The following is a 24,357-nucleotide window of genomic DNA, read 5'->3' as shown; positions in this document are numbered from 1 at the left end:
TGCACCCCGGCGGGATGCCTTCGGGGAAGGTGTTCGGATCGGGGTTGATGAAGCACGGGACATCGGCGAGCGAGGCCGCCTGAGCGGGAGCGACACTCGCACCCAGCACGGCCATGGCGCCCAACAGGACAGCGGCGACAGTACGCATACGGAAACTCCTTCGGATCAACGCCGGACAAACCGACGTAGCACTCCGTATACCCCGCCCCTCCCCACCCCTCGGCACGCTGCCCCGCCCCTTCGCCGGAACGGAGGCATCCATCCGTCGTGCCTGCGCCCGCGCCTGCGGCGACCAAGGCTTGACGCCCGGCTGAGCGGAGGTGGGCCGCAGCCCAGGACGGCTGCTGGGCGACCGCGAGTGCGGCGGGCAGGTCGAGGTCGAGGACGGTGATGCCGGGCAGGTGTCCTCGCGGAGCCTCGCACCGCGTCGGTCGGGTGCCGTCTCAGAGGCGTGTCATTTCCTCGCCTCGGTGGCCGGCCTGGGAGGTGTCCTGTCCCTCTCGGGAGCAGTTCCTCGCGCGTCTTGGGAGGGGCGGGCGGCCTCCCAGGCCGCCTCGATCATCCGGAAGATCTCGTCCACCGCGGCCTCCGGGTCGTCCTCCTCGCGGGCCAGTGAATAGGCGTCGATCGCGAACCTCGCGATCGTCCGGCAGGCCGTGGGGGAGCGGGACAGGTCGGGGGTGGCGGTGATGGTCGTTGCCAGTGACTCCGCGTGGCGCAGTCGCATCGACTCCTCGTACTCGCGCAGGGCGGGTGAGGCGTCGATCATGCGCCAGATCGGGGCGGCGCCGTCCGCCGTGCAGTGCCGCACCAGGGCCTGGACCTCGTCGCGCAGTGCGGGGATGAGGGGTTCGTGCGGTGCCCGGTCGGTGACCGCCCGGGTGAGGCGCTGCTCGAAGTCCGTGTCCTGCTCGAACACCAGGGCCTCTTTCGAGGCGAAGTGGGAGAAGAGCGTGGTGACGGCCACGTCCGCCTCGGCGGCCACCTCGCGGATGCCCACCGCGTCGTAGCCGCGTTCCAGGAAGAGCCGCAGGGCGGTGTCGGCGATCTTCTGGCGGGTCGCGGCCTTCTTGCGCTCGCGGCGTCCGGTCGGCACGGTCATGCGCTCACGCTACCAAATGCAAAGTCGTAACCGTGCAAAAACGCTAACCGTTAGTGTTACGGTCGGTCGCATGAAGAAAGTGAGCTTCGCCGAGTTCGGCGGTCCGGACGTGCTGCGACTCGTGGACGCCGAGGAGCCCCACCCGGGCCCCGGTCAGGTACGCATCGCCGTGCGGGCGGCGGGCGTGAACCCCGTCGACTGGAGAATCCGTGAGGGCCAGGTCCTGAAGGCCCATCCGATCGAGCTGCCCTCCGGCGTCGGGCTGGACGCCTCCGGAGTGGTGGACGAGGTCGGCGAGGGCGTCGAAGAGGTCGAGGTCGGCGACCGTGTGTTCGGCGAAGGTGCCGACACCTGTGCCGAGTTCGCCGTGCTGTCGGCCTGGGCCCGTATGCCCGAGGGCCTGACGTTCGAGGAGGCGGCCGGGTACCCGTCCGTGGTGGAGACCGCGCTGCGCGTCCTCCGCGAAGTCGGCGTGCGGTCCGGGCAGACGCTGCTGGTCAGCGGCGCGTCAGGGGGAGTGGGATCGGCGGTGCTGCAGATCGCCCGCGACCGCGGCATCACGGTGATCGGCACGGCCGGGGCCGCGAACCAGGACTATCTGCGCAGCCTGGGCGCCATCGCCACGACGTACGGCGAGGGCTGGGCCGAGCGGGTGCGGCGGCTCGGCCGCGTCGACGCGGCACTCGACCTGGCCGGCTCGGGCGTGCTCCGCGAACTTGTCGAGCTGACCGGAGACCCGCGGAAGGTCATCTCCATCGCCGATCTCGGCGCGCCGGAGCTGGGCGTCCGGTTCTCCGGCGTGGCCGGGAGCGTGCCGGACGCGCTCGCCGAGGCCGTCCGCCTCATCACGAGGGGAAAGCTCCGCATCCCGGTCGAGAAGTCGTACCCGCTCACCGAGGCCGCGGCGGCGCACATCGACAGCCAAGCGGGTCACACGCGCGGGCGCCGGGTCCTCGTCACCTGAGCCGATTCCGGCAAGCCGCATTCCTGGGTGGGCCTCGCCCGCCCTCGGTGACTCCTTGTCGCAGGCGCCTTCGCGGTGGCGGAGGACGACGGCGTCGTCTTCCAGGGCGCCGGCGTCCGCAGATCGTTGACCTGCGGTTTCTTGTCGGTGCGCTCAAAGAGACCCGGCAACCGCGGCACCGTGTGCCCTCTGCGCGAGCGGAGCCGGGGCGTCCCGTCGCAGCGCCCGCCACGCGCGGGCACGGCGCCCCGGACCACCGCCCGACAGCTTCACACCCCCCGCTCCGCCTCTTCCCGCTCAGCCCCCGCCCCCTCACCAGAGCCCCGAGCCGTCCCCGTACCCTCCCGCCCGTCCCCGGTACCGGACGGCACCCGCCGCAACAGCGCCCCGTACCCGATCGCTGCCACGGTGCCGACCGCGGCGCACGCCACCCACAGGGTGTTCGCGCCGAAGTGGTCGATGATCGTGCCGCCGAGCAGGGGGGCGGTGAGGGAGGCGACGGACCAGGACAGGGAGTACATTCCCTGGTAGCGGCCGCGTCCGTGGGTGGGGGAGAGCCGGACCACAAGGCCCATCTGCGTGGGGGAGTTGACGATTTCGCCGAGGGTCCACACGGCCACCGTGATCGCGTACACGGCGACGGAGCCGGCGAGGGCGGTCAGTCCGAAGCCGTAGCCCGCGAGCAGGGACGAGCCGATCAGGAGCATGGCGGGGCTGCGGTGCTCGATGACGCGGGTGACGGGGATCTGGAGGAGGACGATCAGGACGCCGTTGACGGCGAGGACCAGGCCGAAGTCGGAGCTGGAGAAGCCGTCCCGGCCCATCGCGACCGGCAGGGAGACGTACGCCTGCTGGAACACCAGGGCCAGCAGCAGGTTCAGGCCGACGACGGTCATGAAGCGGCCGTCGCGGACGACCGTGCCCATGGAGACGCGGGCGGGGCCGTCCGCCGGGTGCGCCGGTCCGGCCGGGCCCGGTTGCGGGCGGGACTCGGGGAGCTTGAGGAAGACCACCAGCGCGCACACCAGGACGAGCGCGGATTCGCCCAGGAAGAGGGCGAGGTACCCGTGTTCGGCGATCAGGCCGGCGGCGGTGGCGGAGATCGCGAAGCCGAGATTGATCGCCCAGTAGTTGAGGGCGAAGGCGCGGACACGGTCCTCGGGGGCGACGATGTCGGCCATCATCGCCTGGACCGCGGGCCGTGAGGCGTTGCTCGCCATGCCGACCACGCAGGCGACGCCCGCGATGGCGATCGGGTGCTCCATGAAACCGAGCACCGCCACCGACGCCGCCGTCGCCAGCTGGGCGGCCAGCATCGTGGGGCGCCGCCCGAGCCGGTCGGTCAGGACCCCGGCGACGAGCGACGCGAGGACGCCCCCGAGCCCGTAGAGCGCGCCGACCAGTCCGGCGTACGAGGCGGAGTAGCCGCGCTCGGCGGTGAGATAGAGGGCGAGAAAAGTACCGACGAACGCGCCGAGGCGGTTGACCAGGGTGCTGGTCCACAGCCACCAGAACTGGCGGGGAAGACCGGAGACGCTCGCCATTGCGGCGCGTCTGAGGCTGGCTGCGGACATTGTGCTCCCCCGGGGACATGACAAGCGATGGATGACTGCTCGCAAACTATGGAGGCGCGGGCACAGACCGCTACTGAATTGACGCCAACCGTCAAACGACCTGGTCGGAGGCGTCCGCCCCCGCGTTCCGGAAGACCGCGCGCCCGGCCCCCGGCACCGTCCTGCCCGGTCGCGCCGGGCACCGCTGCCGCCGCCCTCACGCGCGGCGGGGCCATGGCCGGAAGTGGATTACGCTCGACGACATGGCCGACGCACCGTACAAGCTGATCCTCCTCCGCCACGGCGAGAGCGAGTGGAACGCGAAGAACCTGTTCACCGGCTGGGTGGACGTCAACCTCAACGACAAGGGCGAGAAGGAGGCGGTCCGCGGCGGAGAGCTGATCAAGGACGCCGGCCTGCTCCCCGACGTCGTGCACACCTCGCTCCAGAAGCGCGCCATCCGCACCGCGCAGCTGGCCCTGGAGGCCGCTGACCGCCACTGGATCCCCGTCCACCGCAGCTGGCGCCTGAACGAGCGCCACTACGGTGCGCTCCAGGGCAAGGACAAGGCCCAGACCCTCGCCGAGTTCGGTGAGGAGCAGTTCATGCTCTGGCGCCGCTCCTACGACACCCCGCCGCCCCCGCTGGAGGACGGCGCCGAGTTCTCGCAGAGCGACGACCCGCGCTACGCCGGTGTCCCCAGCGAGCTGCGCCCCCGCACGGAGTGCCTGAAGGACGTCGTCCACCGGATGCTCCCGTACTGGTACGACGGCATCGTCCCGGACCTCATCGCCGGCCGCACGGTCCTGGTCGCCGCCCACGGCAACAGCCTGCGCGCCCTGGTCAAGCACCTCGACGGCATCTCCGACGCGGACATCGCCGGCCTGAACATCCCCACCGGCATCCCGCTCTCCTACGAGCTCGACGCCGACTTCCGCCCCCTCAACCCCGGCGGCACCTACCTCGACCCGGAGGCCGCCAAGGCCGCCATCGAGGCCGTGAAGAACCAGGGCAAGAAGAAGTAACACCCTCTCACCGGTGCGAGGCCCCCTGCCCGCGGCGTTGCCGACGGGCAGGGGGCCTGTGTGTGCCCCGGTCACCGAAGCGGCCCCGCCGGGCGGGATGCCCGGCGGGGCCGGTGGCGGCGCGGGCGCCGCGATGTCTGAGGGGCTAGCAGGAGCCGCCGCACTGGCAGGGGGCGCCCGACTGGCAGCCGCAGCCGCAGCTGGGGCCGCAGCCGCAGGCGCCGAGCAGGGGGAGACGCGGGCGCTCGACGGCCGGCGGCTCGTCGTGGGACGCCGGGTTGGGGGAGTCCGCAATGAGTGACATGCACTGCCTCCTAGGAATCACCTTCGGCCCCATTGCAGACCAGTGCCGAGAGGCGCGTCAACGGCGCGTGGGGGCACACGTCAAGGGCGCACGGATGCTCCGGGAGCGTTCCCGCGCTCCTTGTACCGCGGGGAGGACGGACGGCCCGGAGGGGCCCCTGGCCGCGTGGCCGGGCGGCGCCGGCTCAGGCCCCCTCCACCGCCGGGGGCGGGGCGATCTCGTCGGCGTGTTCGCCGGTGACCAGGTAGACGACGCGCTTGGCCACGGAGACCGCGTGGTCGGCGAACCGCTCGTAGTAGCGGCCGAGCAGGGTCACGTCCACGGCCGTCTCGATGCCGTGCTTCCAGCGGTCGTCCATCAGGTGCTGGAAGAGGGCGCGATGGAGCAGGTCCATGGCGTCGTCGTCCTGCTCCAGCTGGAGTGCCAGATCGACGTCCTTGGTGATGATGACCTCGCCGGCCTTCGCCATCAGGCGCTGTGCCAGCTGCCCCATCTCCAGGATGGTGGCGTGCAGGTCGCGCGGGACCGCCGTGGCGGGGAAGCGGAGCCGGGCCAGCTTGGCGACGTGCTGCGCCAGGTCCCCGGAGCGTTCCAGGTCGGCGCTCATCCGCAGGGAGGTGACGACGATCCGCAGATCGGTGGCGACCGGCTGCTGGCGGGCGAGCAGGGTGATCGCCCGGGCCTCCAGGTCGCGCTGGAGGTCGTCGACCTTCTCGTCGGCGGCGATCACGTGCTCGGCCAGCTTGAGGTCCGCGTCGAGTATCGCCGTGGTGGCGCGCCCGATCGCGGAGCCCACGAGCCGGGCCATCTCGACCAGGCCCTCGCCGATCGAGTCAAGCTCCTCGTGGTACGCGTCCCGCATCAGTGACCTTCTCTCGCATCAAGTGGTGGCGTGGGGAAACAGGGGAGACGGGGGAGCGGGGCGGTCGGTGGAACGGAGGGGCGTGTCCGTGCTCCTCGTCCGAACTCCTGCTCCTACGCTCCCACGGCCCGCCTCCGCGCGACCCGTTCCCGGGGAAGCGGCCGCGGCCCTTCCGGGCATCCGGGGACGGCTTCGCGGCTCCCACCTCCGGGGGAACCCCGGGTTCCGGGAGTCCGTCCCGCACTCTCCTCACCTTGAGGGGAAATCGCGACGCATGGGGCCACCGGGAGTGAAGTGACACCGACATCACGGTGAACTCTGGGAGACGGGAGCGCCGTCACGCGGTCCCCGGGCCCGTAGGGCGCCCCGCGTCCCGTGGCCGGGCGTGAACCGCGTCCGACGCCACGGTGAAATCTGGGCGAAGGGTGTTCGATCAGACACTCGCACGTCTGGGGAAGTGTCCGACCCGCCGCATAACCTGGGTGCCATGAACGTGGACGCGGCCGTCGCCGCAGTGGCAGCGATAGCCGGTCTGTGCACCGGCGTGTTCGCCATGCTGGCGTTCCGCTGGAGCGAGCGGGACCAGGCCAAGCCCACCCGCACCTCCCTGCACACCGACGCCGTGCTCCCGCCCGGCGTCGACACCGTCCTGTCCGTCCTGCGCTCGTCCGCCGTGGTCCTCGACGAGGGCGACGCGGTCGTCAAGGCCAGCTCCGCCGCGTACGCTCTCGGGCTGGTCCGCGGTGGCAAGCTCGCCGTCGAGCCGATGCTCCAGATGGCCCGCGACACCCGCAGGGACGGCGAGATACGCCAGGTCGAGCTGGACCTGCCGCGCCGCGGCACCGGCCGCGGGGAGGCCCTCGCGGTCTCCGCCCGCGTCGCGCCGCTCGGCTCCCGGCTCGTGCTCCTGCTGGTGGAGGACCTCACCGAGGCCCGCCGCATAGAGGCCGTCCGCCGTGACTTCGTGGCCAATGTGAGCCATGAGCTGAAGACACCGGTGGGCGCGCTCTCGCTGCTCTCCGAGGCCGTGATGGACGCCAGCGACGACCCCGAGGCGGTCACCCGGTTCGCCGGCCGGATGCAGAACGAGGCCACCCGGCTCACCAACCTCGTCCAGGAACTGATCGACCTCTCCCGGGTCCAGAACGACGACCCCCTGGAGGACGCCGAACCGGTCCGGGTGGACGAACTGGTCGCCGAGGCGATCGACCGCTGCCGCCAGCAGGCCGGCGCCAAGCAGATCACCATGGCCGCCGGAGGCACCGCCGACCTGCACGTCTGGGGCAACCGCGGCCAGCTCGCCGCCGCCCTGGGCAACCTCGTCGAGAACGCCGTCAACTACTCCCCGGCGCGCACCCGCGTCGGCATCGCCGGCCGCCGGGTCACGGCCCCCGGCGGTGACCTGATCGAGATCGCGGTGACCGACCAGGGCATCGGGATCTCCGAGAAGGACCGGGACCGCATCTTCGAGCGGTTCTACCGTGTGGACCCGGCGCGCTCGCGCGCCACCGGCGGGACCGGCCTCGGCCTCGCCATCGTCAAGCACGTGGCCGCCTCGCACGGCGGGGAGGTCACGGTGTGGAGCGCTGAGGGCCAGGGCTCCACCTTCACCCTGCGTCTCCCGGAAGCCGCTGCCGTACGCGACCGCGAACGGCCGGCCCGCCTCGCCACGGAGGGCCTCGACGACGAGGACCGCCCGTACGAGACCTTCAACGATCCGCTCCCTGCTCACCCCGCCCCGGAGGTCCTTCCGTGACCAGAGTGCTCGTCGTCGAGGACGAGGAATCGTTCAGCGACGCACTGTCGTACATGCTCCGCAAGGAGGGCTTCGAGGTCGCCGTCGCGGCGACGGGCCCCGACGGCCTCGACGAGTTCGAGCGCAACGGTGCCGACCTGGTCCTGCTGGACCTGATGCTGCCGGGGCTGCCCGGCACCGAGGTCTGCCGCCAGCTGCGGAGCCGCTCCAACGTCCCCGTCATCATGGTCACCGCCAAGGACAGCGAGATCGACAAGGTCGTGGGGCTGGAGATAGGGGCCGACGACTATGTCACCAAGCCCTTCTCCTCGCGGGAGCTCGTCGCCCGTATCCGCGCGGTGCTGCGCCGGCGCGGGGAGCCGGAGGAGGCCGTCCCGCAGGCGCTGGAGGCGGGCCCGGTCCGGATGGACGTGGACCGGCATGTCGTCACGGTCGGCGGCGGCAAGGTCGATCTGCCGCTGAAGGAGTTCGACCTCCTGGAGATGCTGCTGCGCAACGCCGGGCGCGTACTGACCCGGATGCAGCTCATCGACCGGGTGTGGGGCGCCGACTACGTGGGCGACACCAAGACGCTGGACGTGCACGTCAAGCGGCTGCGCGCCAAGATCGAACCGGACCCGGGGGCGCCGCGCTACCTCGTCACGGTCCGGGGCCTGGGCTACAAGTTCGAGCCGTAGAGAGGACGGCGCGCGCTGTGCGCGAGGCCCGTACGCCGGCGGGAGACGCCGCGTACGGGCCTCTTCGGTGCCAAGACCAGGGGCACCCGCCCGGACCGGACGGGTGCCCCTGGCACACGGGTGACGCGAGCGCGGTCAGTGACCGGTGTGCCCCTCGGGGGACTCGTTGCCCGCAGGCGTGGCCGAACCGCTCGGGGACGCCGTGCCGGACGGGGTCCCCGTGGGCGTGGCGCTGCCGGACGGCTTCGGGACCTCGCTGGGGCCGAAGTCCGCGAAGTGGCCCTTCGAGGGGACGACGAAGGCGTTGAGGTGCACCTTGCCGGTGGAGCTGAAGGCGAAGCTCACCGGCTGGGCGTCGCCGTCGCGGAGGGACTCGCGGCCGCTCGGCAGGACGGCGGAGGCGTTGCCCTTGCCGCCGATGACGACCGAGCCGCCGGCCGGCACGGTGATCGGGCCCGGGGTGCCTCCGGCCGGGGTCAGCTTGGCGGTCTCGCCGCTGTCCACGAGGGTGATCGAGTTCAGCTTCTGGTCCTTGGCGCCGCTGTTGAACAGCGTCGCGGCGACCACGGCCGGGCCCTTCGCGTTGCGGTCGGGCTGGGTGATCACGATCGCGTTCTGGATCTTGATGTCACCGACGCTGGTCGCGGCGTGGTCCGGCCTGATCTGAAGGGTCTGGGCGTCGTTTCCGGCCCCGCACGCGGAGAGCGTGGCGATCGAGAGCGTGAGGACGGTGGCGGCGAGGGCGCCGCGTCGAAGGCTGCGGCTCACGGCGGCGGCATCTCCTTGGACGAGCTTCGGCGGCCGAACGGTCGTGCCCGGTCGCGGGTGGACGGCGGGACGGCATCGCGTACGCATCACGGCGGATGCGTACGTAAAGCCGCCCTAAGGGTGTGTCAGCGCCGCTAGGTTACCGAGCCGCCCTCGGGCCGCCGCACCCGACCCGCCCCCAGCGCCCTCGGAGCCCGGTCACGGGTCCGTCGCGGGGGTGTGTTCCGGGCGGGCGTACGCGGTCGCGGGCGGAGGGATTCGAGGGCGTGGCGGCGCATTCCCGGGGCGTGATCCGGGGAATCCGGTGGCGCCCAGGAGAATCTCCGGGGAATAGAAGTATTCGCGGGGAATGGGGCACCGCCGGAATTGATCAACCTCTCGGCGGACACATGGTGATCAATTCGGGAAACTGGTGGGCGGAGTCCGTGAGCACCGAACGGAGTAGCGGAAGTCGCTCATACGGATCTGCGCAAAACGGGACGTTCGACCTCTTCGGCGCCGTCTTCGCGGCGTGTCGCGGGCGTGTTTCCTTGTGCCCGGGAAACGGCTCCGACCTGCGAATACCTGCACGCGGCCGCCCCTCGCAGCACGTCGCGGGTGTTGTTGTCAAGCCCCGAGATATGCCCTGACCTGCGAAAACGCCATTCAGAACGGTCCGTTCACGTGTTAGCATGGATAGCCACGGAAGGGGTACCTGTCACATGACGTTCAAGGTTGGCGACACCGTGGTCTATCCCCATCACGGGGCCGCGCTGATCGAGGCCATCGAAACTCGCCAGATCAAAGGCGTGGACAAGACCTACTTGGTGCTGAAGGTCGCCCAGGGTGATCTGACGGTTCGTGTGCCGGCGGACAATGCGGAGTTCGTCGGTGTGCGCGATGTGGTCGGCCAGGACGGGCTGGACCGGGTCTTCGAGGTGCTGCGCGCACCGTACGCCGAGGAGCCGACGAACTGGTCCCGTCGCTACAAGGCAAACCTGGAGAAGCTCGCTTCCGGTGACGTGATCAAGGTCGCCGAGGTCGTGCGCGACCTGTGGCGCCGGGAGCGCGAGCGCGGACTCTCCGCCGGTGAGAAGCGGATGCTCGCCAAGGCCCGCCAGATCCTGGTGAGCGAACTCGCCCTCGCGGAGAACACCAACGAGGACAAGGCCGAGGCCCTGCTCGACGAGGTTCTCGCCTCCTGACGACGCGCCCGCCCGGGACCGTCGCGGTCCACGGGCCGGCCCCGGAGAACGTGACACCCACGAGGCCGATACAGCGACGAGTGCAGTAGCGCAGTGATGCCGCGGTGCCCGAGTGACGACCGTCTCCCCGAGACGCCGGTTGCCGGGCGCTGCGGCATATCTGCGGGTCCACCCCGACCGCCGGCGAGGCCGGTCCGGGGCGCGGCGCGCGGTGACGCCGGGGCGGAAGAGGAGAATCTGCCGCCGGCGGGCCTGTCACGGCCGCCGGGCCCCGGTCGGCCGTCGCATCGCGGCGGGTGGCGTGCCGGGCCCGGGCAGCTGCCTCGCCCGCTGTCACGGAAGGGGGCGGTCAAGGCGTCGCACCCGGCACGCTGAGGCCATACCCATCCCGGTCGAGGAAACAAACCTGTCTGCGCCAATTCCGGGGACACCCCGGACACCGGAGCCTTCGATGCCAGAAACCTCCCGCCCGGCCCGTACCGCCGTGGTGATCCCCGCCGCCGGCCGCGGTGTGCGGCTCGGCCCCGGCGCCCCCAAGGCGCTGCGCGCGCTGGGCGGCACCCCGATGCTCGTGCACGCCGTCCGCGCGATGGCCGCCTCGCGCGCCGTCTCCCTCGTCGTCGTGGTCGCACCGCCCGACGGCGCCGACGGCGTCCGCCATCTGCTCGCCGAGCATCCCCTCGGCGATCGCACCGACCTCCTCGTCGTCCCCGGGGGCGGGACCCGCCAGGACTCCGTCCGGCGGGGGCTCGCCGCGCTGCCCGGCGACGTGGACGTGGTGCTGGTGCACGACGCCGCGCGGCCCCTCGTCCCGGTGGAGACCGTCGACGCGGTGATCGCCGCGGTCCGCGCGGGCGCGCCCGCCGTCGTCCCGGCGCTGCCGCTCGCCGACACGGTCAAGCAGGTCGAGCCGCGTCAGGACGGGCCCGAGCCGGTCGTCGGCACCCCGGAGCGGAGCCTGCTGCGTGCCGTGCAGACCCCGCAGGGCTTCGACCGCGACACCCTGCTGAAGGCGCACGAGGCGGTCGCCGTCGAGGGCGAGGGCGCCACCGACGACGCCGGGCTCGTCGAACGGCTGGGGGCCCCGGTCGTGGTCGTCCCCGGCCATGAGGAAGCGTTCAAGGTGACCCGGCCGCTGGACCTCGTCCTGGCCGAGGCCGTACTCGCCCGTAGGAGGGCCACCGATGACTACGTCTGAACCGGCACGCACCCAGGCCCCGGAGACCGCCCACCGGTTGCCCGGCGTCCCCCTGGTGGGCATCGGTACCGATGTGCACGCGTTCGAGCGGGGGCGCGAGCTGTGGTGCGCCGGGCTGCTGTGGGAGGGCGAGGAGTTCGGCCTGGCCGGGCACAGCGACGGCGATGTGGCCGCGCACGCCGCCTGTGACGCCCTTTTCTCGGCGGCCGGCATCGGTGACCTCGGGGCGCACTTCGGGACCGACCGCCCGGAGTGGTCCGGCGCGTCCGGGGTGACGCTGCTGGCGGAGGCCGCGCGGATCGTCCGTGCCGAGGGTTTCGCGATCGGCAATGTGGCGGTGCAGGTCATCGGCGTACGGCCGAAGGTCGGCAAGCGGCGGGACGAGGCGCAGCGGGCGCTGTCGGCCGCGGTCGGCGCGCCGGTCTCGGTGTCCGGGACGACGTCGGACGGGCTGGGGCTCACCGGTCGCGCCGAGGGCCTGGCGGCCGTGGCGACAGCGCTGGTGGTGCGGACGGGCTGAGGCCGCGAGGGGCGTTTCGGGGCCACGATGTTCCCCTGAATGCCACGGGAATGCCGTTTCCCGCGCGGTTGTTGGCGATGATCGGAGCATGTCTGCCCGGTTCGGACCCAAGGAAGGAACCCTCGTGACCGCCACCCTGTCCGACGGCCTCAAGCAGCTCCTCGACTCGCCGGTCTTCGTGACCGTCGCCACCCTCCAGCCCGACGGCAGCCCGCAGCTGTCCCCGGTCTGGGTGAAGCGGGACGGCGACGACCTCCTGATCTCCACCACGGTCGGCCGCCGCAAGGAGGCCAACATCCGACGCGACCCGCGGGTCAGCGTGGTCGTCCAGCCCTTCGACGCGCCGTACACCTACGCCGAGATCCGCGGCACCGCCACCCTCACCACCGAGGGCGCGCGGGAGCTGATCGACGAACTGTCGCGGAAGTACACGGGCAAGGACTACGCGGACTTCAACGCGGACGCCGTGAACGACGGCGAGCGGGTGATCGTACGGATCACCCCGCGCAAGGTGGTCGGCGGCGTCTGACGGACCGGTGCCGGGGCGGGGCCCGGAACGCGGGGGAGTGTCACGCTTCGGCACCGGCATCGGCGGCCGGGGCGTAGGGCACTCCCTGGTTCCGACTACCCTGGTTGCGTGACGATTCGCCTGTACGACACCAGCGCCCGGCAGATTCGCGATTTCATCCCGCTGAAGCCGGGCTGTGTCTCGATCTACCTGTGTGGCGCGACCGTGCAGGCCGCCCCGCACATCGGGCACATCCGGTCGGGACTGAACTTCGACATCATGCGCCGCTGGTTCGCCCACCGCGGCTACGAGGTCACCTTCGTACGCAATGTGACCGACATCGACGACAAGATCATCAAGAAGTCGGCGGAACAGAACCGCCCGTGGTGGTCGATCGGCTACGAGAACGAGGTCGCCTTCAACGCCGCGTACGACGCGCTGGGCTGCCTGCGTCCCACCTATGAGCCGCGCGCCACGGGCCATGTCCCCGAGATGATCGAGATGATGCGTGGCCTGATCGAACGTGGCCACGCCTATGCCGCGGACGGCAACGTCTACTTCGACGTGCGATCGTTCCCCGACTACCTGGAGCTGTCCCGGCACGAGCTGGACAACCTCCGGCAGCCGGAGGGCGAGGGCGAGACCGGCAAGCGCGACCCCCGCGACTTCGCCATGTGGAAGGCGTCCAAGGAGGGCGAGCCCAGCTGGGAGACGCCCTGGGGCCGCGGCCGGCCCGGCTGGCACCTGGAGTGCTCGGCCATGGCCCACAAGTACCTCGGGAGCGCCTTCGACATCCACGGCGGCGGCATCGACCTGATCTTCCCGCACCACGAGAACGAGATCGCCCAGGCCAAGGCGTTCGGCGACGACTTCGCCCGCTACTGGTCGCACAACGGCTGGGTGACCATGAGCGGCGAGAAGATGTCCAAGTCGCTCGGCAACTCCGTGCTCGTCTCGGAGATGGTCAAGCACTGGCGCCCGATCGTGCTGCGCTACTACCTGGGCACCCCGCACTACCGCTCGATGATCGAGTACAGCGAGGAGGCGCTGCGCGAGGCCGAGTCCGCGTTCGCCCGGATCGAGGGCTTCGTCCAGCGGGTCGTCGAGAAGACCGGGATCGTCGAGCCGGCGACCGAGGTGCCGCCCGCCTTCGCCGAGGCGATGGACGACGACCTCGGCGTCCCGCAGGCGCTGGCCGTCGTCCACACCACCGTCCGGCAGGGCAATTCCGCGCTCCAGGCCGACGACAAGGAGTCCGCGGTCGCCCGGCTGGCCGAGGTCCGGGCGATGCTCGGCGTGCTGGGGCTCGACCCGCTCGACGAGCGCTGGTCGGGCGGCGGCACGGACCGCGGCGAGGACCTGCACGGCGTGGTCGACTCCCTGGTCCGCCTCGTGCTCGACCAGCGGCAGGCCGCCCGCACCCGCAAGGACTACGCCACCGCCGACGCCATCCGCGACCAGCTCCAGCAGGCCGGTCTCGCCGTCGAGGACACCCCCAGCGGCCCCCGCTGGTCGCTGGCGTGACCACGCCCGCCCGCTGACCCGTGGCGGCCCGGACCGTGACCCGGACCGCCACACGGGCCGCGACGTAACCTCGGACATGTCCCGACCACCCCGGATTCGTCCTGCCCGGGGGTCCCGGGGGACACTCGTTCCGTACGCGCGTGCCACCGCGCGGCCGCACACCCCGTCCATCCGTACGTCCCCACTCCACGTCGCGAGACGTCGAGAGCAGTGAAGAAACAGGTGACCCATGGCCGGCAACAGCCAGCGCAGGAACCGCCGCACGTCCAACAAGAAGGGCGCGCAGGTCGGCAGCGGCGGCAAGCGGCGCCGGGCACTGGAGGGCAAGGGCCCGACCCCGCCCGCCTCCATGCGCAAGGGACACGCCAAGAACCGCATCGCCAACGCCAAGGCCAAGCAGTCCGCGCGCCGGCCCGCCCCCCGGCGCGGCGGCGCCAAGGGCACGGCCGAGCTGGTCATCGGCCGCAACCCGGTCTTCGAGGCGCTGCGCGACGGGGTGCCCGCGACCAACCTCTACGTCCAGCAGTTCATCGACAACGACGAGCGGGTGCGCGAGGCCCTCCAGCTCGCGGCCGAGCGCGGCAACATCAACCTGATGGAGGCGCCGCGCCCCGAGCTGGACCGCATGACCAACGGCCTCAACCACCAGGGCCTGGTCCTCCAGGTCCCGCCGTACGACTACGCGCACCCCGAGGACCTGGTCACCGCCGCGTTCGACGAGGGCGAGGACCCGCTGATCGTCGCGCTGGACGGCGTCACCGACCCGCGCAACCTCGGCGCCGTCGTCCGCTCCGTCAGCGCCTTCGGCGGCCACGGCGTCGTCGTCCCCGAGCGTCGCGCGGCCGGCATGACGGCCGGCGCGTGGAAGACCTCGGCCGGCACCGCCGCCCGTACGCCGGTCGCCCGCGCCACCAACCTGACCCGCACCCTGGAGGCGTACCAGAAGGCCGGCCTGCTGGTCGTCGGCCTGGCCGCCGACGGGGAGATGGAGCTCCAGGACGTCGAGGCGCTGGACGGCCCGGTCGTCATCGTCGTCGGCAGCGAGGGCAAGGGCCTGTCGCGGCTGGTCGGCGAGACCTGCGACGTACGGGTGCGGATTCCGATGCCGGGCGGCGCGGAGTCGCTGAACGCCGGTGTCGCGGCCGGTGTCGTCCTGTGGGAGGCGGCCCGCCGCCGCAGCTGACCCGGAGAGGCCGGGGCCCGCGCCGGGCCCCGGCACCCACGGGGAATCCCGGCATCCGGGGCGCTTCCCCGCCTTCCCCTCGATTCCGTGGCCATCCGGCGGGTCCCGGACAGCGCGCCGGGGTCAAGGCAGTGTCTTAACCGCTCGTCACTCGGTTAGATGAGCGTGGACACCAGAACACCTCGCAGGCCGACAGGGGGACGCTCGCCGGGCTTCGACGACGTGCCGGGCCTGAACTCGGTCAAGGTGCCGTGCGACCCCGCGCAGGTCATCGTCAACCACGCCAGCTTCCGTGTGAAGCTCGCCAGGCCCATCGTGAGCCGCGCCGCGCTCGCCGCGCGCTTCCCCGTCCTCGGGGGGACGGCCCTCGCCACCAGACGCCGGACACCCGTGGTGTGGAGCGGCCGCACGGGCCCCGACGGCGCGGGCGGGGCCGCCACCCACCTCCTGCGCGCCGTCCGCGAGAGCGGCCACGACGCCGGGGACACCGTCACGACCCAGGTCCTGCCCCGCATCCACCTCGACGACGAGGACACCGCCCCCACCCCCCTCGTCACCACCGCGCCCGAGACCACCCTGCTGCGCGGCGTACGCCCCACGACCGGCGCGTACGACGACCACACCTACGACGCCACACCCCCCGACCTCCCGTACGACGCGTACGGCCCCGACGGCGACGGCACCCCGGACCGCTTCGAGGCCCGCGACGGCCGCGGCGCGAGTGCCGGACGGCGCGGCGGCGTCCGGCACGCCTACTACCCCGGCCGCCGGATGAACCTCGGCGTCGTCCTCCTCCCGCTGCGCATCTTCCTCGGCCTGATCTCCGTCTACGCCGGGATGGGCAAGCTCTGCGACCCCGTCTACTTCGACGGCGGGCAGCGCGGTTCCATGGTCACGTGGATGAAGTCCCTCGACCCGTGGGCGCCGGCCGTCCCGCTGCGCGACTTCGCGGTGGCGCACCCGGTGGGCGCCGGGCTGACCGTCGCCTTCCTCCAGGTCGTGGTCGGTGTGCTGACCATCTGCGGGCTGTGGCAGCGGCTCGCCGCTTCCGTCGGCGCGCTGCTCTCGGCGGCCCTGCTGCTGACCGTCAGCTGGCGCAGCGTCCCGGTGTACGAGGCGCCGGACATCATCTACCTCGCTGCGTGGAGCCCGCTGGTCATCGCGGGGGCGCCGGTGTTCTCGGCGGACGCCCGGCTGGCCGGCGAGGCATGGCGGCGGCTCGGCCCGCGCGTCGAGGTCGGTGAGCTGCGGCGGCGGGTGCTGCGCCGCGGCGCCGTGCTGACCGGGGTGGTCGCGGGGCTGACGCTGCTGGTCGGCGCGCTGCTCGGTGGCGCGGTGCGCTCCTCCACGGTCAGGACGGTGCCCCGGCCCGGGGAGCCGGCGATCAACAACCTGCCCGGTTCGCCGCTGCCCCCGACGCACCAGAGCCCCTCCGGTTCCCCGCGTCCCACCGACACCCTCCCGTCGCGTCAGGCGTCCCCCACCACGGGCGCCTCGCACACCGCGGGCCCCTCGGGCTCCCCCTCCGCCGAGGCCCCCGGCAGCTCCTCCCCCTCCGCGGGCGCCGGCAGCGGCGTCTCCCAGCGGCCCGGCGCGTCCACCAGCGGCACCCCCCACCGCTCCGCCCGCACCCGTACGCCGTCCCCCAGCCATATCGCCCCCACCACGGCCGGCGTCGGCGGCGGCACCCACGGCAGCGCGGAGGCCAGCAGCACCCGCAGCGGCTCCAGCGGCACCGACAACACGGAACCCGACTCCGGAAGCCACGGCGCCCTGGGCGGCCTCCTGGGCTGACCGCACGTCACACCGCCCCCGGTCTCTCCGCCCGCTTCCTTCTCCGGAACGGGTGCGGACGGCCGGGGGCGGTGGTGTCCCGGGGCCCGTCACCCTCCGGCGGCCAGCTCCTTCGCGGCCTCGGCGAGGTCCTTCGCGTTGTCGATGGCGCGCCAGCGGGCGCCGCTCGGCAGCGGCCAGCCCGCCAGTCGGCGCTCACGGGCGAGGCGGGGGAAGAGGGCGCGCTCATGGTCGCCGCGGTCGGGCAGCAGCTCCCGGAAGCCGGGGGAGAAGACATAGACGCCCGCGTTGACGAGATACGGCGACGGGGGCGCCTCGACGAAGTCGAGGACATGCCCGAACGCGTCGGTCTCCACGGCGCCCCACGGAATCCGGGGGCGCACCAGGGCGAGGGTGGCGTCGACGCCGCGTTCCTCGTGGAAGGCGGTCATCTCACGGAGCGGGAACCGCGCCCAGACGTCACCGTTGGCGGCGTACCAGGGCCGGTCGGGGCGGGGCAGGGAGGCCGCCGCGAACTTGAGGCCGCCGCCGCGGCCCAGCGGTTCCGGCTCGACGACGGTCGTGACGCGCAGGGGGAGCCGGGCCCCGGACAGCCACTCCCGCAGCACGTCGGCGAGATGGCCGCAGGAGACCACGGCGTCGGTGACGCCCTCCGCCGCGAGCCAGGCGAGCTGATGGCCGATGATCGGGGTCCCCGTCCCGGGGATCTCGACCATCGGCTTGGGGCGGTCGTCGGTGTACGGGCGGAGCCGGGAGCCCTGGCCACCGGCAAGGATCACGGCCTGCGCGGGGTACGGGTCCATGGGCGTACCCCTACACGGCGGAGATCACTGGGCGGCCGCGACGCCGCCGGCGAACGAGGTGTCGCACACCGGGCGGGAGAACGCCTGGGCGCGGTGCGCGGCACCGTACTTGGCGACCGCGGCGCGGCCGAGGGCGCGCGCGATGGAGGCGCAGTGCCGGGCCAGCGAGGGGTGTTCGGTGGTCGCCTGCTGGAGGTGCGTCAGGGCGACGCCCGGGTCCTGTTCCTGGAGTTCGAGGAGCAGGCGGTCCCGGAGGGCGTCCTGGGGTGCCCGGGAGCCGTCCGCGCCGAAGTCCGCCCCGGAGGACGCGGTGAGCACTTGCGAACCGGGGGACGTCGCCCAGGGCACCCGGGTGACCGCGAGGGTCCCGGAGAGTACGAGGACGACGGGCAGGACGAGGGCGAGAGTTCGGCCGATACGCCGGGCTGCGGAGTTCACGAACGCGATGGTAGCGACGGGTGAGGCGGTGGCGACAATGCGTCACCGCATCGGGCGATACGCGGGACGTTGCCCTGATCGCGACGTTGACGGGCCGGTGACGCGCTTCCCGCCCGGCCGGGGCCGGCAGGCGCCACCACCCGCCGGCCCCGGTCCTGCTCAGTCCGAGAGACGCTCACCCGACGACGTCGAGAAGACATGCGTCTCACCCGGCTTCGGGACGACGTGCAGCACCGATCCCTTCTCCGGGACCTCCCGGCCGTTGACCCGTACGACCAGGTCCTTGACCTCCCCGCCGATCTCCGCGGTCCCGTAGACGTACCCGTCGGCGCCCAGCTCCTCGACGACGTTGACGGTGACGGCCAGACCCGCCGGGGCGTCCGCGGACTCCTTGGACAGCGCGCCGCCGCGCCCGGCGATCTCGAAGTGCTCGGGCCGCACACCGACCGTCACCGTCGTGTCGCCCTTGTCGGCGGCGGACTTGAGCGCGTCACGGCCGACCGGCACCACACTGTTGCCGAACGTGACGCCGCCGTCGGTGATCGGCACCTCGACGAGGTTCATCGCCGGGGAGCCGATGAACCCGGCGACGAAGAGGTTTGCCGGCCGGTCGTACATGTTGCGCGGCGAGTCGACCTGCTGGAGCAGACCGTCCTTGAGCACCGCCACCCGGTCGCCCATCGTCAGCGCCTCGACCTGGTCGTGGGTGACGTAGACCATCGTGATGCCGAGCCGCCGCTGCAACTTCGCGATCTGCGTACGCGTCTGGACCCGCAGCTTCGCGTCCAGGTTGGACAGCGGCTCGTCCATCAGGAAGACCTGCGGCTCCCGCACGATCGCCCGGCCCATCGCCACCCGCTGCCGCTGACCACCGGACAGCGCCTTCGGCTTGCGCCCCAGGTACTCGGTGAGGTCGAGCATCTTGGCGGCGTCCTCGACCTTCTGCCGGATCTCCGCCTTCGGCACACCGGCGATCTTGAGCGCGAAGCCCATGTTGTCGGCGACGGACATGTGGGGGTACAGCGCGTAGTTCTGGAACACCATGGCGATGTCCCGGTCCTTCGGCGGAAGGTGGGTGACATCACGGTCACCGATCCGGATCGCCCCGCTGTCGACGTCCTCCAGCCCCGCGAGCATCCGCAGCGACGTGGACTTCCCGCACCCCGACGGACCCACCAGCACGAGGAACTCCCCGTCCTCGATCGCGATGTCGAGCTTGTCGACAGCGGGCTTCTCGGCCCCCGGGTAGATGCGCGTCGCCTGGTCGTACGTGACCGTAGCCATGATCGTGTGTCCCTTCACCGGCAGGAACGTGCCGGACGATCCGAGTAAAGGAGTGGCCTGGCCCACCCACGCGGGCCGCTCGCGACGCTACCCCCGCCGATGATCAGTGTCAGTAGGTCAAGGGTCACGAAATTATGGCGCCCGACCTCCCGCCCGCCTGGGTACACTTCTCCCGGCACGCCTCCTTAGCTCAGCTGGCCAGAGCACCGCTCTTGTAAAGCGAAGGTCGTCGGTTCGAATCCGACAGGGGGCTCTGCGCATCAAGCCGCTGACCTGGGGTTTCTCCCCAGGGCGGTGTCTTGCCCGGCCTCGGACTCCTGGTCCGGGGCCGTTTGCGTGCGCGGCGGATGAGGCGAGTGGGGATCTTCGGGGCGTTTTCGCGTTCGGGGGCAGGCTTCGTCGTGACGGGGCGGCCGGGTCTGCCGCGAAGCGGCCGGCAGCGAGCGTTGGCGGACGGACGGGCCCACCACGGCCGAACGTGCCACCGCGCGCAGGGACGTGGCGTGCCAGAAGTCGGTGCGGCTGGTGACGGTTTGGGCAACGGCCGAGACCCGTGTCCAGCGCCGTCTGGTCCGGCAGAACTCCGGCGCTCTGGACGAGGCGAAGGCCCTCAAGGACCGCTGGCTGGCGGCCGCCCGCCGCGTCCTGAGCCGCGACGGCGGCTGAGGAGGGCCATGGGGCGCCTCCGATGCCGGTGAGGTGTCCTGATCAGGGACTTCGGCCCCGCTGGACAGAGGCCGGGCGTGCAACGGCATGCGGCCCGGCCGTTCACGCCCCCGGTGCGCCAGCCGTCTCAAGCACCTCCCCCCGCCCCCGCAAGCGCCCCAGCGCGAGGTGCGACGCGGCGGCCAGTCCCGCCAGCCCCAGGCATGTCACCCAGACGGCGGTGGTCCCACCGGTGGCGCGGATGAGTTGGGAGCTGAGAAGCGGTGCGAGGGTGACGGAGGTGCTCCAGATGGAGAGGAACCAGCCTTGGTAGGCGCCCTGGTGGGTGGGTGGGGCGAGGGTGGCGACGAGGGTCATGCAGGTGGGCCAGACGACGATTTCGCCGAGGCTCCACAGGGCGACGGTGGCGGCGTAGCCGGGGACGGTGTGGAAGACGGCGGTGAGGCCCATGCCGGCGCCGGTGAGCAAGGTGGCGGCGGCGAGGGCGTGTTCGGCGCGGAAGCGGCCGGCGAGGCGGGTGAGGGGGAGTTGGAGGACGGCGATGACCAGGCCGTTCATCATCATGGCCGTGCCGTAGGCGGCGGGGGAGAGGCCGTCGGCGGTCATGGTCAGGGGAAGGGCCACCAGGGGTTGCTGGAAGAGGGTGCCCAGGAGCAGGACCGAGGCGAGCAGGACCAGGAAGGGGCGGTCGCGGTGGATGGCACCGGCCCGGTGGGCATCCCGGTCGTGGTGACCGGCGTCGGCCCGGTGGGCATCCCCGTCGCGGTGGTCGGCGTCGGGGCCGCGGTGCGCGGCCGGGAGTGTCGGGCGGGTCTCGGGGACGCCGCGGAGGACGAGGATTCCGGCGATCAGGTTGGCCAGGGCGTTGCCCGCGAAGAGGAGGAGGAAGCCGTGGGCCGCGGCGGCGCCCGCGGTGACGGCGGCGACGGAGAAGCCCAGGTTGGTGGCCCAGTAGAGGAGGGAGTAGGCGCGGGGGCGGTCGTCGGCGGGGACCAGTTCGGCGATGGCGGCGGCGCGGGCGGGGCGGGTGGCGTTGAGGCCCACGCCCACCACCAGGGTGCCCAGCAGCACCAGGGGCCGGGTGTGCGCGGTGCCCAGGACCACCATGCCGACGACGGACAGGGCCTCGCTGGCGAGCAGGACCACGCGGCGGCCGAGGCGGTCCGCGAGCACCCCGCCGAGGAGGGAGGCGATGCCGCTGCCGACGCCGAACACGGTGAGGGTCACGCCGGTGAAGGCCACCGAGTAGCCCAGCACGCTGTTGAGGTAGATCGTCAGGAACGGCACCACGAAGCCGCCCGCCGAGGTGACGAGCGTGCCGCTCCACAGCCACCAGTACGGGCGCGGCAGCCCGCCCAGATGGGACCGCAGGGACGTGGTGAGGCGGGAGGTGACGTGCGTGCTCAGCGCTCCTGCTCCTCGTACTCGACGTGCAGGGTGCGGGCGAGGTGGTCGCGGAACGCGGCGGCCTCGGCGTCCGACGCGTGGTGGGAGAGGATGTTCGCCGCGTAGCCGGACCAGTCGGGGTAGGGGCGGAGCACCGTGCCGGGTTTCGCGGTGCGGATGACGTAGTCCACCCGGGGGTCGTGCTCGATCTCGCCGAGGCCGCGGACGCGGACGAACCGTCCGCCGTGACCGAGCGGCACCAGGTAGGACGCGGCGTGGCCGGCGGGTTCCGGGGGCGTGCTCCAGCAGTCCGGTTCCCGGCCGAGGTGGAGGCGCAGCGCCTCGGCGGCCAGGTCGATGCCGCTGCTCGCGTGGACGAGGTGGTGCATGGCGCCGCCGCCGCCGATGCGCGCGCCCATCTCCAGCAGGACGGGGCGCACCCCGCCGACCAGGCGCAGTTCGGTGTGGGTGGTGGCGGTGTCGATGCCGAAGGCGCGGTGGGCGCCGGTCACCTCCGCCTCGACGGCGGCGAGCACCTCGGCGGGCAGTTGTGCCGGGGCCCGCAGGGTGGTCTCCTCGAAGTAGGGGCCGGTCAGTTCGCCCTTCCAACCGATGGCGCAGACCCGTACCCGGCCGTCGTGGACCAGCGACTCGGCGGAGATCTCCGGCCCGTCCAGGTACTCCTCGACGAGCACCCCGGCCTCCCCGGCGGGCCGGTCCGCCTGCCGCAGATGCGTGGCGACGAGGTCCCAGGTGCGGGCGACGGCCGCTTCCAGGCGGTCCTTGTCGTCGACGCGGATCACGCCGAGGCTGGAGTAGCCGTTCGCCGGTTTGACCACCACCGGGAAGCGCAGCGGCAGCGCGTCGCCCCAGTCCTCGGGGCGGTCCACGGCGACGAAGCCGGGTGTCGCCAGGCCCGCCTCGTGCAGCAGCCGGCGCATCCGGCGCTTGTCGCGGACGACGGCGGCCGCTTCCTCGTTGAGGCCGGTCAGGCCCAGGGTCCGGGCGGCGCGGGCGACGAAGGGGACGACCTTCTCGTTGCCCGCCATGATCCCGTCGAAGGGCCGGTCCCGGTGGCGGGCGGCCAGCGCGGCAAGGGCGGCCTCCGGGGCCCCGTCGAGGTCCAGGGGCAGGACCTCGGTGACGGCTTCGGCGCGCCGGGCGGACGCGGTGGTGTCGTCGCCCCGGGGGACGAGCACCAGGTCGATCCCGGCCCGTCCGGCCGCCTCGAACACCCAGGGGAAGGTGGAGAGCTGGCCGACGAGGACGAGTGTGGGGCGCTGGGGCATGGCGTCTCCGGGGTGCGGTCGTACGGGAGGGGCTGCCGCCGGACTCCCGTGCGCCCGGCGGCGTCGGGGCCCGCCGGCCCGGGGTCGGCGAAGGGGCGCGGCGGCCTGCCGGGAAGCCCCCGGTCAGGCTGCCGCGCCGTCCTTGGCGTGCGCTTGCAGAACCGTTTGACGTTCCGTGCGCCCGGTCAGCGCACCTCGCCGTCCGGGCCGGTGCGGGCGAGTACGGAGCGCAGTCCGTCGGCGAGTGCGTCGGCGTCCTCGCGGGTGAGGACCAGCGGTGGGTTGACGATCAGGGCGTACGGGTTGGTGCGCACCAGGATGCCGGCCTGTTCGCGCAGGGCATCGGCGACGGCGAGGGTGCCGTTCGGCAGCGGGCGGCGGTGCTCGCGGTCGGACACCAGCTCCACCGCCAGCATCAGACCGAGCTGCCGGATCTCCCCGACGACCGGCAGGTCGGTGAGTTCGGTCAGGCGCCGTCCCAGGTGGGCGCCGATCTCGGTGGCGCGGGCGAGCAGTCCCTCGCGTTCGATGATGTCGAGGTTGGCGAGGGCCACGGCGCAGGCCGTGGGGTGCCCGGTGTAGGTGTAGCCGACGGGGAAGCCGTGGTCGCCGGTGACCTCGGCGGCGACCTCCTCGGTCGTCAGGACGGCGCCGTGCGGGATGTACCCGGAGGTGAGGCCCTTGGCGGTGACCATGATGTCGGGGACCACACCGAAGTGGTCGGCGGCGAACCAGTGCCCGGTACGGCCGTACGCCGTGACCACCTCGTCGGAGATCAGCAGGATGCCGTAGGAGCGCAGCAGTTCGGCGACCCGGGGCCAGTAGTCGCCGGGCGGGACGACGGCGCCGCCCCCGCCCATCACCGGCTCGCCGATCATGGCGGCGATCCGCTCGGGCCCGATCCGCTCGATGGCCTCGCGCAGCTCGGCCAGGCAGAAGTCGGTGACATCGGCGCCGGAGAACAGCTCCCGGCGGAAGGGGTGGGGCGGGGTGAGGAAGTGGACGTCGGGGAGGGAGGGGCCGAAGCCGTCGTGGTAGACGGGGAAGCCGGAGACGCCGCCGCTGCCGTAGCCGATGCCGTGGTAGGCCATCCGGCGGGAGAGGACCCAGGTACGGCCCGGCTCGCCGCGGCGGTGGTGGTAGAGGCGGGCCATCCGCAGGGCGATCTCGTTGCCCTCGGCGCCGCCGCTGGTGAAGTACACCCGGCGCAGCGGCTCGGGGCTCAGCGCGGTGAGCCGGGCGGCCAGTTCCACCGCGCGGTCGTTGCTGAGGGGGCCCCAGGTGTGGAAGTAGTCCAGGCGGGTCATCTGCTCGGCCGCCGCCCGCGCCAGCTCCTGGCGCCCGTGGCCCACCTGGGTCACCCCCAGGACGGCCGACGCGTCCAGGTACTCCCGGCCCTCGGCGTCCCGGACGCGGCAGCCGGAACCGGAGACCAGCACGGTCCGGTCGGCGCGGTGCGCGGGCAGCGTGGGGTGGATGAGCGTGGCGCGGTCCGTGGCGGCGAGCCCGGTACCGGGCGCGGTCGGCGGGACGGAGGGTGCTGAGGTCAAGGCGGGCTCCTTCGGGACG

23 protein-coding genes and 1 tRNA gene are annotated in these 24,357 nt (G+C 72.6%); 13 read left to right on the top strand and 11 right to left on the bottom strand.

What is annotated here, in order from left to right; translation table 11 throughout:
- Positions 1-454: 454 nt before the first annotated feature.
- The gene (locus AC51EU_RS10520) at positions 455-1,102 is read right to left on the bottom strand and encodes a TetR/AcrR family transcriptional regulator (protein WP_496266501.1); all 648 of its coding nucleotides are present in this window, start codon (positions 1,100-1,102) and stop codon (positions 455-457) included.
- Positions 1,103-1,172: 70 nt separating this feature from the next.
- Between AC51EU_RS10520 and AC51EU_RS10515 the strand changes: the two genes are divergently transcribed.
- Positions 1,173-2,066 carry an NADP-dependent oxidoreductase gene (locus tag AC51EU_RS10515; protein ID WP_496266500.1) on the top strand — a complete coding sequence of 298 codons (894 nt, stop codon included), beginning with the start codon at positions 1,173-1,175 and terminating at the stop codon, positions 2,064-2,066.
- A 269-nt stretch (positions 2,067-2,335) separates the two neighbouring features.
- On the opposite strand, the gene AC51EU_RS10510 is transcribed toward AC51EU_RS10515, so the two are convergent.
- Positions 2,336-3,640 (bottom strand): MDR family MFS transporter, encoded by a 1,305-nt coding sequence (locus AC51EU_RS10510; protein WP_496266499.1) that lies wholly within the window; start codon positions 3,638-3,640, stop codon positions 2,336-2,338.
- 242 nt (positions 3,641-3,882) lie between these two features.
- On the opposite strand from AC51EU_RS10510, the gene AC51EU_RS10505 reads away from it, so the two are divergent.
- Positions 3,883-4,644, top strand: coding sequence for a phosphoglyceromutase (locus AC51EU_RS10505; protein WP_496266498.1), 762 nt, complete (start codon positions 3,883-3,885; stop codon positions 4,642-4,644).
- Between the two features lie 145 nt (positions 4,645-4,789).
- Here the strand turns inward: AC51EU_RS10505 and AC51EU_RS10500 are convergent, their stop codons facing one another.
- Both AC51EU_RS10500 and phoU read right to left on the bottom strand, forming a co-directional pair.
- On the bottom strand, positions 4,790-4,948 hold the full coding sequence (locus AC51EU_RS10500; RefSeq protein WP_496266503.1) for a hypothetical protein: 159 nt from the start codon (positions 4,946-4,948) through the stop codon (positions 4,790-4,792).
- A 184-nt stretch (positions 4,949-5,132) separates the two neighbouring features.
- Positions 5,133-5,810 carry a phosphate signaling complex protein PhoU gene (gene phoU / locus AC51EU_RS10495; RefSeq protein WP_496266497.1) on the bottom strand — a complete coding sequence of 226 codons (678 nt, stop codon included), beginning with the start codon at positions 5,808-5,810 and terminating at the stop codon, positions 5,133-5,135.
- A gap of 487 nt (positions 5,811-6,297) precedes the next feature.
- On the opposite strand from phoU, the gene phoR reads away from it, so the two are divergent.
- The gene (phoR, locus tag AC51EU_RS10490; protein WP_496266496.1) at positions 6,298-7,566 is read left to right on the top strand and encodes a two-component system sensor histidine kinase PhoR; all 1,269 of its coding nucleotides are present in this window, start codon (positions 6,298-6,300) and stop codon (positions 7,564-7,566) included.
- On the top strand, positions 7,563-8,243 hold the full coding sequence (gene phoP / locus AC51EU_RS10485; RefSeq protein WP_496266494.1) for a two-component system response regulator PhoP: 681 nt from the start codon (positions 7,563-7,565) through the stop codon (positions 8,241-8,243). The genes phoR and phoP overlap by 4 nt, the downstream gene beginning before the upstream one ends.
- 135 nt (positions 8,244-8,378) lie before the next feature.
- Here phoP and AC51EU_RS10480 read toward each other — a convergent pair whose 3' ends face one another.
- Positions 8,379-9,011, bottom strand: coding sequence for a copper chaperone PCu(A)C domain-containing protein (locus tag AC51EU_RS10480; RefSeq protein WP_496266493.1), 633 nt, complete (start codon positions 9,009-9,011; stop codon positions 8,379-8,381).
- Positions 9,012-9,712: 701 nt separating this feature from the next.
- Between AC51EU_RS10480 and AC51EU_RS10475 the strand changes: the two genes are divergently transcribed.
- From AC51EU_RS10475 to AC51EU_RS10445, 7 genes are all read left to right on the top strand, one after another.
- Positions 9,713-10,195 (top strand): CarD family transcriptional regulator, encoded by a 483-nt coding sequence (locus AC51EU_RS10475; RefSeq protein WP_003953493.1) that lies wholly within the window; start codon positions 9,713-9,715, stop codon positions 10,193-10,195.
- A gap of 451 nt (positions 10,196-10,646) precedes the next feature.
- Complete coding sequence (gene ispD, locus AC51EU_RS10470) at positions 10,647-11,393, top strand: 2-C-methyl-D-erythritol 4-phosphate cytidylyltransferase (protein ID WP_496266492.1); 747 nt, start codon at positions 10,647-10,649, stop codon at positions 11,391-11,393.
- A complete protein-coding gene (gene ispF, locus AC51EU_RS10465; RefSeq protein ID WP_496266491.1) occupies positions 11,380-11,913 on the top strand; it encodes a 2-C-methyl-D-erythritol 2,4-cyclodiphosphate synthase in 534 nt (177 codons plus the stop codon). Before ispD ends, ispF begins: the two co-directional genes overlap by 14 nt.
- 124 nt (positions 11,914-12,037) lie before the next feature.
- Entirely contained in the window at positions 12,038-12,442 is a 405-nt protein-coding gene (locus AC51EU_RS10460) for a PPOX class F420-dependent oxidoreductase (protein WP_496266490.1), read from the top strand.
- 108 nt (positions 12,443-12,550) lie between these two features.
- On the top strand, positions 12,551-13,945 hold the full coding sequence (gene cysS / locus AC51EU_RS10455) for a cysteine--tRNA ligase (protein WP_496266489.1): 1,395 nt from the start codon (positions 12,551-12,553) through the stop codon (positions 13,943-13,945).
- Between the two features lie 229 nt (positions 13,946-14,174).
- Positions 14,175-15,128 (top strand): 23S rRNA (guanosine(2251)-2'-O)-methyltransferase RlmB, encoded by a 954-nt coding sequence (gene rlmB, locus AC51EU_RS10450; protein ID WP_496266487.1) that lies wholly within the window; start codon positions 14,175-14,177, stop codon positions 15,126-15,128.
- A gap of 159 nt (positions 15,129-15,287) precedes the next feature.
- On the top strand, positions 15,288-16,922 hold the full coding sequence (locus AC51EU_RS10445) for a DoxX family protein (RefSeq protein WP_496266486.1): 1,635 nt from the start codon (positions 15,288-15,290) through the stop codon (positions 16,920-16,922).
- An 89-nt stretch (positions 16,923-17,011) separates the two neighbouring features.
- Here AC51EU_RS10445 and AC51EU_RS10440 read toward each other — a convergent pair whose 3' ends face one another.
- The 3 genes from AC51EU_RS10440 to AC51EU_RS10430 all read right to left on the bottom strand — a co-directional run bounded on the left by AC51EU_RS10440 (position 17,012) and on the right by AC51EU_RS10430 (position 19,447).
- The gene (locus tag AC51EU_RS10440; RefSeq protein WP_496266485.1) at positions 17,012-17,725 is read right to left on the bottom strand and encodes a nucleotidyltransferase family protein; all 714 of its coding nucleotides are present in this window, start codon (positions 17,723-17,725) and stop codon (positions 17,012-17,014) included.
- A 24-nt stretch (positions 17,726-17,749) separates the two neighbouring features.
- Complete coding sequence (locus AC51EU_RS10435; RefSeq protein WP_496266484.1) at positions 17,750-18,163, bottom strand: hypothetical protein; 414 nt, start codon at positions 18,161-18,163, stop codon at positions 17,750-17,752.
- Positions 18,164-18,322: 159 nt separating this feature from the next.
- The gene (locus AC51EU_RS10430; RefSeq protein WP_496266483.1) at positions 18,323-19,447 is read right to left on the bottom strand and encodes an ABC transporter ATP-binding protein; all 1,125 of its coding nucleotides are present in this window, start codon (positions 19,445-19,447) and stop codon (positions 18,323-18,325) included.
- Between the two features lie 179 nt (positions 19,448-19,626).
- Here AC51EU_RS10430 and AC51EU_RS10425 point away from each other — a divergent pair.
- Positions 19,627-19,700 (top strand) — tRNA-Thr (locus AC51EU_RS10425).
- 272 nt (positions 19,701-19,972) lie between these two features.
- Positions 19,973-20,113: a hypothetical protein gene (locus AC51EU_RS10420; RefSeq protein WP_496266482.1), complete on the top strand. Its 141-nt coding sequence runs from the start codon at positions 19,973-19,975 to the stop codon at positions 20,111-20,113.
- Positions 20,114-20,215: 102 nt separating this feature from the next.
- Here the strand turns inward: AC51EU_RS10420 and AC51EU_RS10415 are convergent, their stop codons facing one another.
- The 3 genes from AC51EU_RS10415 to AC51EU_RS10405 form a co-directional block, all read right to left on the bottom strand.
- Positions 20,216-21,442 carry an MFS transporter gene (locus AC51EU_RS10415; protein WP_496266502.1) on the bottom strand — a complete coding sequence of 409 codons (1,227 nt, stop codon included), beginning with the start codon at positions 21,440-21,442 and terminating at the stop codon, positions 20,216-20,218.
- Between the two features lie 74 nt (positions 21,443-21,516).
- Positions 21,517-22,788 carry an ATP-grasp domain-containing protein gene (locus tag AC51EU_RS10410; RefSeq protein ID WP_496266481.1) on the bottom strand — a complete coding sequence of 424 codons (1,272 nt, stop codon included), beginning with the start codon at positions 22,786-22,788 and terminating at the stop codon, positions 21,517-21,519.
- 185 nt (positions 22,789-22,973) lie between these two features.
- A complete protein-coding gene (locus AC51EU_RS10405) occupies positions 22,974-24,338 on the bottom strand; it encodes an aminotransferase family protein (protein WP_496266480.1) in 1,365 nt (454 codons plus the stop codon).
- Positions 24,339-24,357 lie beyond the last annotated feature (19 nt).

The organism is Candidatus Streptomyces philanthi, from assembly GCF_059553635.1.
This window is presented reverse-complemented; position numbering and strand designations above follow the sequence as displayed.

Bases quoted from the DNA above. Each gene is read 5' to 3' on its own strand.
- AC51EU_RS10520 (WP_496266501.1), bottom strand. From the start codon at position 1,102: ATGACCGTGCCGACCGGACGCCGCGAGCGCAAGAAGGCCGCGACCCGC.
- AC51EU_RS10515 (WP_496266500.1), top strand. From the start codon at position 1,173: ATGAAGAAAGTGAGCTTCGCCGAGTTCGGCGGTCCGGACGTGCTGCGA.
- AC51EU_RS10510 (WP_496266499.1), bottom strand. From the start codon at position 3,640: ATGTCCGCAGCCAGCCTCAGACGCGCCGCAATGGCGAGCGTCTCCGGT.
- AC51EU_RS10505 (WP_496266498.1), top strand. From the start codon at position 3,883: ATGGCCGACGCACCGTACAAGCTGATCCTCCTCCGCCACGGCGAGAGC.
- AC51EU_RS10500 (WP_496266503.1), bottom strand. From the start codon at position 4,948: ATGTCACTCATTGCGGACTCCCCCAACCCGGCGTCCCACGACGAGCCG.
- phoU (WP_496266497.1), bottom strand. From the start codon at position 5,810: ATGCGGGACGCGTACCACGAGGAGCTTGACTCGATCGGCGAGGGCCTG.
- phoR (WP_496266496.1), top strand. From the start codon at position 6,298: ATGAACGTGGACGCGGCCGTCGCCGCAGTGGCAGCGATAGCCGGTCTG.
- AC51EU_RS10475 (WP_003953493.1), top strand. From the start codon at position 9,713: ATGACGTTCAAGGTTGGCGACACCGTGGTCTATCCCCATCACGGGGCC.
- ispD (WP_496266492.1), top strand. From the start codon at position 10,647: ATGCCAGAAACCTCCCGCCCGGCCCGTACCGCCGTGGTGATCCCCGCC.
- ispF (WP_496266491.1), top strand. From the start codon at position 11,380: ATGACTACGTCTGAACCGGCACGCACCCAGGCCCCGGAGACCGCCCAC.
- rlmB (WP_496266487.1), top strand. From the start codon at position 14,175: ATGGCCGGCAACAGCCAGCGCAGGAACCGCCGCACGTCCAACAAGAAG.
- AC51EU_RS10445 (WP_496266486.1), top strand. From the start codon at position 15,288: ATGAGCGTGGACACCAGAACACCTCGCAGGCCGACAGGGGGACGCTCG.
- AC51EU_RS10440 (WP_496266485.1), bottom strand. From the start codon at position 17,725: ATGGACCCGTACCCCGCGCAGGCCGTGATCCTTGCCGGTGGCCAGGGC.
- AC51EU_RS10430 (WP_496266483.1), bottom strand. From the start codon at position 19,447: ATGGCTACGGTCACGTACGACCAGGCGACGCGCATCTACCCGGGGGCC.
- AC51EU_RS10410 (WP_496266481.1), bottom strand. From the start codon at position 22,788: ATGCCCCAGCGCCCCACACTCGTCCTCGTCGGCCAGCTCTCCACCTTC.